General features: G+C 73.4%; 10 protein-coding genes and 1 pseudogene. 8 read left to right on the plus strand and 3 right to left on the minus strand.

The window, feature by feature from the left end; genetic code table 11:
- Nucleotides 1-348: 348 nt before the first annotated feature.
- Nucleotides 349-1,263, plus strand: coding sequence for an RNA repair domain-containing protein (locus OG956_RS05420; RefSeq protein WP_443065530.1), 915 nt, complete (start codon nt 349-351; stop codon nt 1,261-1,263).
- Between the two features lie 102 nt (nt 1,264-1,365).
- Here OG956_RS05420 and OG956_RS05425 read toward each other — a convergent pair whose 3' ends face one another.
- Both OG956_RS05425 and OG956_RS05430 read right to left on the minus strand, forming a co-directional pair.
- Nucleotides 1,366-2,172 carry an SDR family oxidoreductase gene (locus tag OG956_RS05425; protein ID WP_330336791.1) on the minus strand — a complete coding sequence of 269 codons (807 nt, stop codon included), beginning with the start codon at nt 2,170-2,172 and terminating at the stop codon, nt 1,366-1,368.
- Nucleotides 2,169-3,176, minus strand: coding sequence for an NADP-dependent oxidoreductase (locus tag OG956_RS05430; protein ID WP_330336792.1), 1,008 nt, complete (start codon nt 3,174-3,176; stop codon nt 2,169-2,171). Before OG956_RS05430 ends, OG956_RS05425 begins: the two co-directional genes overlap by 4 nt.
- 275 nt (nt 3,177-3,451) lie before the next feature.
- Between OG956_RS05430 and OG956_RS05435 the strand changes: the two genes are divergently transcribed.
- From OG956_RS05435 to OG956_RS05465, 7 genes and pseudogenes are all read left to right on the plus strand, one after another.
- A complete protein-coding gene (locus tag OG956_RS05435) occupies nt 3,452-4,054 on the plus strand; it encodes a DUF485 domain-containing protein (protein ID WP_330336793.1) in 603 nt (200 codons plus the stop codon).
- Nucleotides 4,051-5,667: a sodium/solute symporter gene (locus tag OG956_RS05440; RefSeq protein ID WP_330336794.1), complete on the plus strand. Its 1,617-nt coding sequence runs from the start codon at nt 4,051-4,053 to the stop codon at nt 5,665-5,667. The genes OG956_RS05435 and OG956_RS05440 overlap by 4 nt, the downstream gene beginning before the upstream one ends.
- 155 nt (nt 5,668-5,822) lie before the next feature.
- Nucleotides 5,823-6,839, plus strand: coding sequence for a GlxA family transcriptional regulator (locus OG956_RS05445; protein WP_330336795.1), 1,017 nt, complete (start codon nt 5,823-5,825; stop codon nt 6,837-6,839).
- Nucleotides 6,836-8,584 carry a thiamine pyrophosphate-binding protein gene (locus OG956_RS05450; RefSeq protein WP_330336796.1) on the plus strand — a complete coding sequence of 583 codons (1,749 nt, stop codon included), beginning with the start codon at nt 6,836-6,838 and terminating at the stop codon, nt 8,582-8,584. The genes OG956_RS05445 and OG956_RS05450 overlap by 4 nt, the downstream gene beginning before the upstream one ends.
- Nucleotides 8,556-9,209 (plus strand): SRPBCC family protein, encoded by a 654-nt coding sequence (locus tag OG956_RS05455; RefSeq protein WP_330336797.1) that lies wholly within the window; start codon nt 8,556-8,558, stop codon nt 9,207-9,209. Before OG956_RS05450 ends, OG956_RS05455 begins: the two co-directional genes overlap by 29 nt.
- Nucleotides 9,206-10,225: a 3-oxoacyl-ACP synthase III family protein gene (locus OG956_RS05460; RefSeq protein WP_330336798.1), complete on the plus strand. Its 1,020-nt coding sequence runs from the start codon at nt 9,206-9,208 to the stop codon at nt 10,223-10,225. The genes OG956_RS05455 and OG956_RS05460 overlap by 4 nt, the downstream gene beginning before the upstream one ends.
- Before the next feature lie 6 nt (nt 10,226-10,231).
- Nucleotides 10,232-10,738 (plus strand): annotated as a pseudogene (locus OG956_RS05465) (aminotransferase class I/II-fold pyridoxal phosphate-dependent enzyme); the annotation flags it as partial.
- Between the two features lie 21 nt (nt 10,739-10,759).
- On the opposite strand, the gene OG956_RS05470 reads toward OG956_RS05465, so the two are convergent.
- Entirely contained in the window at nt 10,760-13,192 is a 2,433-nt protein-coding gene (locus OG956_RS05470; protein ID WP_330336799.1) for a SpoIIE family protein phosphatase, read from the minus strand.
- Nucleotides 13,193-13,486: the final 294 nt, after the last annotated feature.

Raw genomic sequence — 13,486 nt, forward strand, 5'->3', positions numbered from 1 at the left:
AACGCTACGAATTGGAGCGCACTCGAAGTCAAGCGGAGCCGCGAGCCGGCACGGGCACGTCACGGCACCGGCGTTCCCGCAGGCCGAGCGCGTGTGCCGCCTGGGTGACGCCGCGCCCCGTGCCACATCCGTGCCGCGCTCCGGAAAGGCCACATCCGCGCCGCGCCCCCGAAAGCCACAGTGCCGCGCCCCGGACGCCCACACCCGTGCCGCACCCCCGAAAGCCCCAATGCCCCCGGACGCCCACACCCCATAGCGCGCCCCCGAAAGCCCCAATGCCACGCCCCGAAGGCCACACCCGTGCCGCACCCTGGAAGGGCGAGGTGTCACGGTGGAAGAGGTGGCGTGATGCGCACCAGCGACGAGATCTATCACCGCATCCGCTGGGACCCGCGGTTCGACCCGGCCCGGTTCGTGCTGGGGATCAGCCGGCGCGGGGGTGGCTGCACGCGCCTCCCGCTGTCCTCCTTCGTGCCCGGGGGCGACATCCCGTGGCACCGGGTGGTCTTCATCGAGGCGGACGGCGAGGTGGTCTGGGACCGGGCCACGGGCGTGGACCGCATCGACGCGTCGGGCGCCGGCCGGGTGCGGGAACGGCGACAGGACGGGGGCTTCGGCGCGAGCCCCGGCACGGCCGCGTCCGCCGGTGGCCTGGACGTGCCGCCGACGGCCCGTACGGCGGTGGCCTGGATCCCGCCCGCGGAGCTGTGGCCGCCCGTCCAGGACATCCGCCGGGACTACGATCCGCAGATCCACCGCTGGCCGCCGCACGTCAACGTGCTCTTCGGCTTCGTACCGGAGTCCGACTTCGAGCGGGCCGCCCCGCTGCTCACCGCCGCGGCGGCCGCGGTCCCGGTCTTCACCGCCCGGCTGGAGGGGGTGCGCACCTTCCGGCACAGGGCGTACTCCACCGTGTGGCTCGACCCGGCGGCGGCCGGCAGCGCGCCGTGGGCGGAGCTGCACCGCGCACTGCGGCAGCGGTTCCCGCGCTGTCGCGGGCCCGCCGAGGACTTCACCCCGCATCTGTCCCTCGGCCGGACCCGGGACCCGCGGCGGGTCGGCGCCGACTGCGCCGCCCGGCTCGAGGCCATGACGGCGACGGTCTGGGAACTGGTCCTGCTCTCCCGCCGCGGCGACGGCCCGATGCGGCCACGGGCCACGGTCGCCCTGCGAACCGGCGAGATCCGCCGGCTGCCCCCACCCGGCCCCGAAGCGCCGGGCCCGGAGCACACGGCATGGCTCACCCCGATCACCGACAGATGAGGCCGCACGGCCCCGAGCAGCCGGGGCCACCGCGCGACGGGTTCCGGTCCGTCGGCCCATCGGCCTCCGCGTACGTGCCGACGGACCGGCGGTCCCGCCCGCTCAGACGCCGACCGGCCTGGCCGGGCCGGGCACGTTGCGGAAGCGGAACGGCTCCGGCTCGCGGCCGGCCTGGACGAACCAGCACTCCCCCGTGCCGTCGCCGGTGATGATCCGCAGCACGGTGTCCGCGACGGCCTCGGCCGGGATGACCGGCAGACCCTGCTCGGAGAGCATGCCGCGCAGGTGGTCGATGATGCGCGACTCGGCGAACCCGGGGCAGACCGCGTTGAAGCGCACATTGTCCGGGGCGAGAGCCGGCCCCAGGGAGCGCGCGAGTCCCACGACCGCGTGCTTGTTGGCCGCGTACAGCGGGTCGAACGGCACCGCGGCCAGGCCGGCGAGCGACGCGGTCGCCACGATGGATCCTCCGCCGCGGGCCCGCAGCGCGGGCAGCACCGCGTGGGTGCCGAAGACCACGCCGTCGAGGTTGGCGCCCATCGCCCGGCGGTAGCGCGCGGGGTCGAAGTCCTCTCCGACTCCGCATCCGGTCGCCACGCCCGCGTTGAGCAGGGCGATGTCGACACCGCCGTACCGCTCCTGGGTGAACTCCACCAGGGCTCGGTTGGCGTCGAGGTCGGAGACGTCGCAGGCGTGGAAGTGGCCGTCGACCAGGTCGGCCACCTCCCGGCCGCCCTGCGCGTCGAGGTCGGCGACGACCACGCGCGCGCCCGCCCTCGCCAGTGCCAGCGCCGAGGCCCGGCCCAGTCCGCTCGCGGCGCCGGTGACGATCGCCACCTTGCCCCGGAGGACCCCGCCGTCTTCTTGCTCTCCCCGCGGGACGGCGGCCCCGCCGCCGGCGGCGGTCATGCCAGCTCCAGCACGAGCTTGCCGACGTTCTCGCCGCGGAAGAGCATCTGCAGGGTGTCGGGGAAGTCGTCCACGGTGCCGCGCACCACGTGTTCCTTGACCTTGATGCGGCCGTCGCCGATCCAGGCGGCGATCTCCCGTGCGGCCTCCGCGTAGCGCTTGGCGTAGTCGAAGACGACGAAACCCTCCATGCGGGCGCGGCGCACCAGCAGCGACAGGTAGTTGGAGGGGCCCTTGACCGGCGTGGCGTTGTTGTACTGGCTGATCGCGCCGCAGACCACGACGCGCGCGTGCATCGCCAGCCGGGTCAGGGCGATGTCGAGGATGTCCCCTCCGACGTTGTCGAAGTAGACGTCGATGCCGTCGGGGGCGTGCTCGCGCAGCGCCTTCTTCACGTCGTCGGCGCGGTAGTCGATCGCCGCGTCGAAGCCCAGTTCCCCGGTGAGCATGGCGCACTTCTCCGGCCCGCCGGCGATGCCGACGACGCGGCAGCCCTTGGCCTTCGCGATCTGGCCCGCGATGGTGCCGACCGCGCCGGCCGCACCGGACACCACGACGGTCTCGCCCTCCTTCAGCGCGCCGACGTCCAGCAGGCCGAAGTAGGCGGTCATGCCGGGCATGCCCAGCGCTCCCAGGTAGGTCGAGGGCGGGGCGAGGGAGGTGTCGATCTTCAGGGCGCCCCGGCCGTCGGAGACCACGTACTCCTGCACGCCGAAGGTGCCGACGACGTGGTCGCCGGGCTGGAAGCCGGGGTGATGGGAGGCGGTGACCTCGATGACCGATCCGGCGCGCATCACCTCTCCGATGCCCACCGGCGGCAGGTAGGAGGGGCGGTCGTCCAGCCAGCCCCGCATGGCCGGGTCCAGGGAGATGACGCGTGTCCGGCCGGCGAACCGGCCCGGACCCGGTTCCTCGAGGGGTGCCGAACAGTGCTCCCAGTCCTCGGGTTTCACTTCGCCCACGGGTCGGGCTGCCAGACGGATCTGACGGTTGGTCACGGACATCGCGCCTCCTGTTGTCGCGGCTCCCGCGACCATACCGACCAGTAGGTAGGCCTGGCGGCGTGACATTCCCCACAGGTCGTCCGGGCGGCCGCGGGACTGGCGCGCAAAGGCCGTGGACCCTCCGGCGGATCGCCGTCGACCCGATGCCGCACCGAGCCGAAAACGTGATTTCCGGCGGGGTTATCAGCCATCCCAACCAGTCGGTATCGTGCGCCGCCACACCGACGCTTCACCGCCACCTCCCACGGATCCGAGCCGCACCGGAAGGCCATGCGATGACACACCCCGACGACCGGTACCCGCCGCCAGCACCGCCGGGATGGACACAGCGGACCGAGCCCCGTGGCCACGCCCCCTGGCCCCAGCCGTACGGGCAGGCTCCGCGGCAGGAGCCGTACGGCCGGCCGCCCCAGGAGCCGTACGGCCGGCCGCCCCAGGGGCCGTACGGATCCGCACGGCAGCAGTCGTACGGACACCACGCCCCGCAGGACGCCCCCTGGGTACCCGACGCCTTTGACGACGACCGGTACGGGCCGGTCCCCCGGCGTCAACCGCACGCGCACGAGAGCCGTCCGCACGGCGCCGACCTCGCCGCCCTCCGCTCGGCCTACCAGGTGCTCCGCCGGGTCTCCACGCTCACCGCGCTCGGTTCCTTCGCGGTGTACGTGGTCCTGCCCTGCTGCGCGCCGGACCTGATGGGTTCCAGGATCGCCGGAGAGCTCAGCCTGGGCATGGGCCTGGGGATCCTCCAGCTCGTCGTCACCTTCGCCGCCGTCCTGTGGTACGGGCGCAGCGCACGGCGCTCCGTGGACCCGCTGGCGCTGGCCGTCCGGCAGCGAGCGGTCCGGCCGGGCCAGGACGCGGGGGTGGCGGGATGAACGACTTCGGCTCGGGAACGCAGGCGATCGTCCTGGTCCTGTTCAGCACGCTGGTGACGCTGACCCTGCTGATGTGCGTGATGGCGGGTCCGGACCGCGACGACCTGACGAACTTCTACACCGGCTACCTCTCGCTCACCCCGCTCAAGAACGGCCTGGCGATCGCGGGCGACTACATCTCCGCGGCCACGGTGCTGAGCACCACCGGCATCATCGCGCTCGCCGGGTACGACGGTTACGTGCTGGCGGTCAGCACCGCCCTGTCGCTGGTGCTGCTGATGTTCCTGCTGGCCGAACCGCTGCGCAACTCCGGCAGTTTCACCATGGGCGACGTGCTGGCCCGCACCGTGCCCGGACGGGCCGTGCGGATCGCCTCCTGCGTGGTGACGCTCTCGGCGACCCTCCCCTTCCTGGTCGTCCAGCTCTCCGGGGCCGGGTCGCTGCTCACCTTCATCGTGGGCCTGCCGCACGAGACCGGCGCCAGGACGGCGTGCATCGCCCTGGTCGGCAGCCTGATGATCATCTACGCCGCGATCGGCGGCATGCGGGGCACCGCGCTCATCCATGTGATCAAGATCGTGATCCTGCTCGGCACCAGCCTCACCGTGGCCGCCCTGGTCCTGAACCGCTTCGACTGGGACCTCGGCGAGCTGCTGCGGGCCGCCGAGCACGGCAGCGGAACGGGCCCGGCCTTCCTCCGGCAGGGCGTCCAGCTGGGGACGTCGGCAACCGAGCGGCTGGACTTCGCCAGCCTCCAGATCACCGTGATCCTCGGCGCGGCCTGCCTGCCGCACATCACGATGCGCCTGTACTCCGCGCGGGACGTGCCCGCCGTGCGCCGCTCCATGTCCTGGGCGGTCGGTACGGTCACCACCTTCTGCCTGACGGTGATCATCATGGGCACGGGTGCGGCCGCCCTCGTCGGATCGCGCTCCATCACCGCCGTCGACCCGCACGGCAGGACGTCGGTGCTCATGCTGTCCCGGGCACTGGGCGGCGGCGCCGGCTCCGTGGGCACGACGGTTCTCTACGCGGCCATGGCGGGCACGGTGTTCATCACCCTGCTGTCCTCCGTGGCGGGCATGACGCTGGCCGCGGCCTCGTCCCTCGCCCACGACCTGTTCGCCCATGCGGTACGGCGGGAACGGGCGGCGCCGCGTACGGAGATGACGGTGGCGGCGTGGACGAGCGTGGCGGTGGGGAGCGTCGCCATCCTGCTCTCCGTCCTGGTGCAGAACTGGGACGTCGCCGTGCTGACCACGCTGGCGGTCTGCATCGGGGCGTCAGCCGTGGCCCCGGCGCTGACCTACTCGCTGTTCTGGCGCGGGTTCACCCGCACCGGCCTGCTCGCGAGCCTCTACGGCGGCACGGCCTGCGCGGTGGTGCTGATGGTCTTCTCCAAGGCCGTCTCCGGCACCCCCGCCGCGGTCTTCCCGCACACGGACTTCCACTGGTTCCCCCTGCAGTCCACCGGCCTGGTCTCGGTCCCGTTCGGCTATCTGGCGGGCTGGCTGGGCAGCCGTCTGGACCACCGGCGCCGCGCCGCCGACAGCCAGGAGAACCGGCGGCTGTACGAGGAGAGCGAGGCACGGCTGCTGGCCGCGGCCGAATGACCCGGTCACTGTGAACTGCCTCACCGGGCGGGGCTGTCGGCACCTGCGAACTGCCTGGTCGACAGCTCCCTCCCGGCCCCGGCGGCCGCCTGATGGCCGGATGCGTCAATAATCTGTCATTGCAGCCAGTACGGCGGCCGATACAGGCTGTGACCGTGGCAGAGCGACGTGTTGTTGTGGTGGTGTACGCGGGCGCCATGGCCCTGGACATCACCGGACCGATCGAAGTGTTCGACACCGCCAACCGGCTCCTTCCGCCGGCGGCCGCCCCGTACCGGATCGACCTGGTCTCGGCCGACGCGCCCCTGGTGCGCACGAGTTCCGGCGTGAGCGTGGCGGCTTCCCCGCTTCAGGACGGGCGGGGCCCCATCGACACCCTTCTCGTGCCGGGCGGGTGGAGTCTCGGCGACGCGCTCCGGGACCGGGCGCTGGTGTCGTGGATCGGCGAGGCGGCGGCCCGGTCGCGCAGGGTCGCCTCCGTCTGCGGCGGATCCTTTCTGCTGGCCGAGGCGGGCCTCCTGGACGGCAGACGCGCCACCACGCACTGGGCGTACAGCGAGGCGATGGCCGGCCGCTACCCGGACGTGACGGTGGACGCCGAGCCGATCTTCGTCTGGGACGGCCCCTACGTGACCTCCGCGGGTGTGTCGACCGGGATCGACATGGCGCTGGCCCTGGTGGAGGCCGACCACGGCGCGGCGCTCGCGCTGGAGACGGCGCGGTTCCTGGTGCTCTTCCTCAAACGGCACGGAGGGCAGTCCCAGTTCAGCGCCGTCCTGGACGCCCAGCTGGCCGACCATCCGCCGATCCGGACCGCGCAGGAGTGGATCCTGGAGAACCTGCACAACCCCTTACCCGTGGCCGAGATCGCCCGGCGGGCCAACATGAGCGTGCGCAACTTCGCCCGGGTCTTCCGCCGCGAGGTGGGCACGACCCCCGGCCAGTACGTCGAGCGGACGCGCATCGCCCGCGCGCGTGAGCTGCTGGAGACCACCGATCTGCCGATGAGTCAGATAGCGGGCCGCTGCGGGTTCGGCGCCCCCGAGACGTTCTGCCGCTCCTTCGGACGGACCCTGGGGCTCACCCCGAAGGAGTACCGGCACCGCTTCCAGACCATCTCGCCGTCCGGCCTCGTCGACCGGCACCACGAGACGGAGAGGACCCCCGTATGACCACCACGACCCCGTTCTTACCCACGGCAGGCACGGTACGCCTGGTGGACCACCTGGCCGCGGAACTCGCCAGGGCCGGCGTCACCCACCTGTTCGGCGTCGGCGGCGCGAACATCGAGGACCTGTACGACGCCGTCCACCGCGGCGGCACCCTCCGCCCCGTCGTGGCCAAGCACGAGTTCTCCGCCGTCACGATGGCCGACGGTTACGCGCGGACCACCCGGCGCCTGGGCGTCGTCGCCGCCACCTCGGGCGGCGGTGCGATGAACCTGGTACCGGGCCTGGCGGAGGCGTACGCGTCCCGGGTGCCCGTGCTGGCCCTGGTGGGCCAGCCGCCGACCGGCCAGGAGGGACGCGGGGCGTTCCAGGACTCCAGCGGCAAGGCGGGCTCCTTCGACGCCCGCGAGGTCTTCGCCCCGGTCTCCCGGTTCTGCGCCCGGGTCGAGGACGCGGACGCGCTCCCGGAGTTGCTGCCCCGGGCGGTGGCGGCGGCCCGGGCCGATCCGCGCGGACCGGCGGTGCTGCTGCTGCCCAAGGACGTCCAGCAGGCCCGGATCCGGTGGCCCGGCCGCGTCCCGGCGCCGGCGCCGACGGCACCGGCGGCGGCACTCGACGGCGCGGCGCTCACCGCCGTGGCGGACGCCCTTCGCGGGGCCGGCCGCGTCCTCGTGATCGCCGGAGAGGGCGTCGCCGCCGCGGACGCGCGCGCGGAACTGGCCGGACTGGCCCGGCGCCTCGGGGCGTGGGTGGCGGTCACCCCCGACGCCAAGGACGTCTTCGACAACCGTGACCCGCGCTTCGCGGGTGTGGCCGGAGTGATGGGCCATGCCAACGTCGAGGACTGTCTGCGGCGGGCCGATGTGTGCCTGCTGGCGGGCACCCGGCTGCCGCTCCTGGCGAGCGCCGGCCTCGACCGGGCGCTGGACGCCGCCGACGTCGTGTCCCTCGGCGCGGAACCGCCGTTCGTGCCGGGCACCGTGCTGGCCGGGGACCTGCGCGAGGCGCTGCGCGCGGTGACCGGCCGGCTCCCGCCCCGCTCCCCCGCCTGCCCCGCGCACTCCGGTCCGCTGCCGGACCCTGCCTCCCCGGCCGTCCGCGGGCGCGCCGTCCCCTACGCCCGGGCGATCGCCGCGGTGGCGGCGGCACTCCCCGAGGACGCGCACGTCTTCGTGGACGCCGGCAACGCGGGCGCCAGCGCGGTCCATCTCCTCCCGGCACCGCGCCACGGCCGTTTCGTGGTGGCGGTCGGCATGGGCGGCATGGGCTACACCTTCGGCGCCGGCATCGGGGCCGCGCTCGCCACCGGGCGGCGCACCTACGTCCTCGCCGGCGACGGGGCCTTCTTCATGCACGGGATGGAAGTGCACACCGCCGTGGAGCACGCCGCACCCGTGACGTTCGTGATCTTCAACAACAACGCCCACGCCATGTGCGCGCTGCGGGAGGAGTTCCTCCAGGGCGGCGTCCGCGGCGACGACCTGTTCGGCCGGACCGACATCGCCGCCGGGGTGGCCGCCGCCTTCCCGTCCCTCGACGTCACCGCGGCCGCGGACGCGGCCCAGCTGCGCGAGGCGCTGCTGCGCGGCAACGCGGGCGGCGGCCCGGCGTTCGTCGCGCTGGACTGCGACCCGCGGGAGATACCCCCGTTCCTCCCCTTCCGGCCCTTCGCCGAAGCCGCCGGCCGTACCGGACACCCCGACAGCAAGGAGAACCCCGATGAGCGACGAGTCGTCCACGTTGGCTGACATCCCCGGCCTGATGCGGATCGAGAACACGGGCAGGGAGGAGCTGACCGCCCACTGCATGGAACTCACCCACGCCGTCTACCCCCACCATCAGGTGTACGGGCGGTACTGCACCATCCACGAGTACGTCGACTGCCCGCCCGAGCAGGCCTACGACTACCTGCGCCAGGGTCATCACCTGGAGGAGTGGACCTGCAGCCTGCGGGACTTCGCGCCGTCCGGCACGCCGGGGCTGTGGGTCGGCCGCGACCGGCTGGAGGACGACACCAGGATCTACTGCAGGGTGGCCGCCCAACCCGAGGCCATGACCGTGGACTACCACTGCGCCTGGGACCAGGGCGACACACTGTGGATGATCTACCTGATGCGCGTCGTGCCGGCCCGCCTGGTGCTCGGCAAGCCGGGATCGGTGATCACCTGGACCAACTGCCGGCACCCCTACTACGACGCCAACCCGCACCCCGAGAAGGCGCCCCGCCCGGACCGGCCCTGGGTGGGCGACTACTGGGACCTGTTCTACGCCGGGCACACCGTGGAGATGAACAACCTCAAGGCCATCCTGGAACACCGTCACCGGCGCGGCCTGCCCGTCGGCGTGGCCCCGGCGCGGGCGGTGGAGCGGTGACCGGGGTCAGTCTCACGGACGTCGCGAGCTACCTCCCCGGCGATCCGGTCCCCGCCGCGTTCTACACCGACCACCCCGGAGCGGAGGACAAGCTCCGCGACCACCCCATGTTCAAGGTCCCGCCGTCACGGCACCACGTGGCACCGGACGAGACCAACGCCGACATGGTCGAACGCGCCGTACAGCCGCTGATCGACCGGCACGGCAGGGCGGAGATCCAAGCGGTGGACGTGCTGCTGGTGCACAGCCAGCTGCCGGACCTGCCGTTCGTGGGCGCCGGGACCGAGGTGGCGCGCCGGCTGGGCCTGAACCCCGAGTGGCTCGTCGACGTGGCCAACGCCGGCTGTGCGTCCTTCGTGTACATGCTGAAGCTGGCCCGGCAGATCCTCACCACCACCTCCGCGAAGCGCGCGCTGATCTGCAACGCGCAGAGCGCCGCGGGCCAGTGGTTCACCCAGTCCGAGGTGCGCAAGCTGGCCCAGGCCGCCATCCCGGGCGACGGCTGCGGCGTGGGATACGTGACGACGTCGGCCGGCGCCCCGGTGCTCGACGTGGAGACCCGGCACATCGGCGCGTACGCCGGGGACATGACGGTGGCGGTCGACGACGGCCGCAAGTACTGGGAGCCGGGCGAGTCCCAGCTGCGCATCGGGTTCACCGACGCGAGCGTGGCCAAGGTCCTGGCACGCGGCAACCGCCTGGTCCCCGAGGTGGTCACGGACCTGTGCCGGCGGCTCGGCGTGCCGCCCGCCGGCATCGACGTCCTCATCACCAACCAGCCCAACCGCACCTTCCTGCGGAACTGGCGGGAGGCGCTGCAACTGCCCGCCGAACGGCACCCGAACACCTTCGACCGGTGCGGGAACCTCTTCGGAGCGGCGATCCCGGTCACCCTGGACCACGCGGTCCGCTCGGGCCGGGTGAAGGACGGCGACCTGGTGGTGCTGGGAGGGTTCGCCCACGCGGGCGACTTCGCCGGGGCGGCCGCCGTCCGCTGGCACGGCGGGCGGGGATGACGGCCCATGGGCGTTCCCGTACTGCACCGGCTGGCCCTGAACGAGAGCCCGTACCCGCCGTTGCCCTCGGTGCGCAGGGCGATGCGGCGGGCCGTGGCCCGGGCGCACCGGTACCCGCAGTTCCATCCCGACGGCCTCACCGAGCGGATCGCCGCCTGGTGCCGGGTGGCCCCCGACAGCGTCGCGGTCGGCAGCGGATCGGTGGGGGTGGCCCTGCAGCTGCTGCAGGCGGTCGTCGAGCCGGGCGACACGATGGTGCACGCCTGGCGGACCTTCGACGCGTACCCGCTGCTGGCCGGGATGACGGGCGCCCGGCCCGTCCCCGTGCCCCTGTCACCGGACGGACACCAGGATCCGGACGCCCTGCTGGCGGCGGTCGACCACCGCACCCGGGTCGTGGTGGTGTGCAATCCGCACAACCCCACCGGAAGCCTGATCGCCGCCGACGCCCTGGCGGCGTTCCTGCGCCGGGTCCCCCGGCACGTGATCGTGCTCCTGGACGAGGCGTACGTGGAGTTCGCCGGACCGGTCCCGTCAGGTGAACGCGCCGGTCAGCGGCTGCTCGGTCCACACCGTCTTGCCCTCGCGCGAGTAGCGGGTGCCCCAGCGTTCGGACAGCTGGGCCACCAGGAACAGGCCGCGCCCGCCCTCGTCGGTGCTGCGGGCGCGGCGCAGGTGGGGTGAGGTGTGGCTGGTGTCGCTGACCTCGCACACCAGGGACCGTTCACGGATCAGCCGCAGGGTCGCGGGGCCGCCGGCGTACCGGTAGACGTTGGTGACCAGTTCGCTGGCGATCAGCTCGGTGGTGAACGCCAGGTGCTCCAGGCCCCATTCGGTCAGCTTGGCCGAGGTCAGTTCCCGGGCCAGGGCGGCGCTGGCCGGCTCCGGCGGCAGCCTCCAGGAGGCGACGTCGTCCGGGGGCAGCATGCGGGTGCGCGCGATCAGCAGGGCGACGTCGTCGGTGGGGCGCGAGGGCACGAGCGAGTCGACCACCGCCTGGCAGGTCCGTTCGAGGGCCTCCGCAGGACGGCCGAGTGCTGCGCACAGCCTGGTCAGGCCGATGTCGGCGTCGATGTGGCGTTCGCCGACGAGTCCGTTGGTGTACAGGCACAGCAGGCTCCCCTCGGCGAGTTCGGTCTCCTGCGCCTCGAACGGCAGCCCGCCCAGGCCGAGCGGCGGGCCGGCGGGCAGGTCCAGCGGGGCGGCCTGTCCGCCGGGAGCGGTCACCACCGGCGGCGGGTGGCCGGCGCGGGCCATGGAGCACAGCCGGGAGACCGGGTCGTACACGGCGTACAGGCAGGTGGCGCCGACGACCTGCTCGCCCACGGGCCGTTCGCCCACCGCTTCCTGCTCGGCCGCCAGCAGGCCGACCAGGTCGTCCAGCCGGGACAGGACCTCGTCCGGCTCCAGGTCGAGGCTGGCCAGCGTGTGGACGGCAGTGCGCAGCCGGCCCATGGTGGCGGCGGCGTGGATGCCGCGTCCCACCACGTCGCCGACGACGAGGGCGACCCGGGCCCCGGACAGCGGGATGACGTCGAACCAGTCGCCGCCCAGGCCCGGCGCCGCGCTGGCCGGCAGGTACCGCAGGGCCACCTCGACGGCCGACTGGTCCGGAACCGCCCGGGGCAGCAGGCTGCTCTGCAGGGTGAACGCGGCCTGCTGCTGCTGGGTGAAGCGCCGGGCGTTGTCGATGGCGACGGCGGCGCGCGAGGCGAGTTCCTGGGCGAGGGTGAGATCGTCCGGCTCGAAGGGGTCGGGGCGCCGCGAACGCCACAGGGTCATCACGCCCAGCACCAGGCCACGTGCGGCCAGAGGGACCACGATCAGCGAATGGACGCCCAGGTCCGGAGCGTGGGCCCCCTCGTGGCCCTCGCTGGAGAACCAGTCGGGCGGGAGCACCGGTTCCAGCACGGGCCGCCCCTCGGCCAGGCACGTGGCCTGCGGCGTGCCGGACCCGAACTCGACGGGCTCGCCCTGGGGGTGGGGCGGGCCGGCCTGCTGGGCGCCGACACCGCAGGTCCCCACGCGTACCACGGGCCCGGCCAGGGCCCGCGCCGGTTCCTCACCCCGCGTCACCGGCTGCAGCAGGTCCACCGACGCGTGGTCGGCGAGATGAGGCACCATCACCTCGGCCAGTTCCCGCGCGGTCTCGGCCACGTCGAGGGTGGTTCCGATACGGCTGCCGGCCTGGTCGAGGAGTGCGAGCCGACGCTGGGCCCGGTGGCGTTCGGTGATGTCCTCGATCATCTCGGCCACGCCCAGGATGCGGCCGGAGGGGTCCTCCATGCGGAACGACGACACCATGGCGACCCGCTCCCGGGCCGGATCCCGCTCCAGGCGGGCGAACTGCTCGGAGTAGATCAGCGGTTTGCCGGTGTCGATGACGTGGCGTACCCGGTCCACGGCCCTGCGCGCGTCGTCGGGCAGGAGCATGTGCCCGGTGGGCAGACCCCTGAACTCCGCCGCCGGGACGCCGGTGAAGCGTTCGATGGCCCGGTTGACGCGGAGAATCCTCAGGTCGGGGCCGTGGACGACCAGGCCGATCGGGCAGCGGCGGTACAGTCCGTCGAGTACGGCGCTGTCCCTCTGCCACTCCAGGACGTCGGCCGCGGGGGCCCCGGCGAGAAGCCACTCACGGACCCGGTCGTCGCGGGTCAGCGCCTGGGCCCGGAGTCCCAGCTCCACGAGCCGTCCGTTTCGGTGCCGCACCGTGAGCATCCCGGACCAGCCGCCGGCTCTCCTGCAGTCCGCCGCGGCCTCCCGGACACCCGGCAGGTCCTGCGGATCCACGAGCACCTCGCAGGCCGGACGGCCGATCACGGCCGTACCCGGATGGCCCAGCAGCTCCTCGGCCCGCCGGCTCCAGCCGACCACGGCTCCCCCGTCGTCGAGCACCGCCAGGGCGGCGAGGTGCGGGGCGAACGGATCGTCGTGGCTCGCGCCGGGCTCGCTCGTCCGCTTCTGCACCGCTCGACACCACCTTGTACGGTCACCGATGTTGTGCCGCAGGTCCCTGCCCCGGCCGGTGACCGGCGCGGCGGCGGCCGGTGCGGTGACCCGGCGTTCCCCGGGCCACGCCGACCTGCTGATGCCCTGCAAGCCTATTGAAACCGGAGATCGGCCGCGCTCCCGTCCGCCGCGCGCTCCGGCGGTGGACGCTCCTTCCATGAAGCGCAGTCCGCCGGGCGAGCAGGATGCTGTGTGGCTGATGCCGTTCCCCGGCCCGGCGCGGGGAGGGCGCCGTGGACGGCGCCTGCGGTG

The sequence above is a fragment of the Streptomyces sp. NBC_00557 genome (assembly GCF_036345995.1).
Lineage (GTDB): Bacteria > Actinomycetota > Actinomycetes > Streptomycetales > Streptomycetaceae > Streptomyces.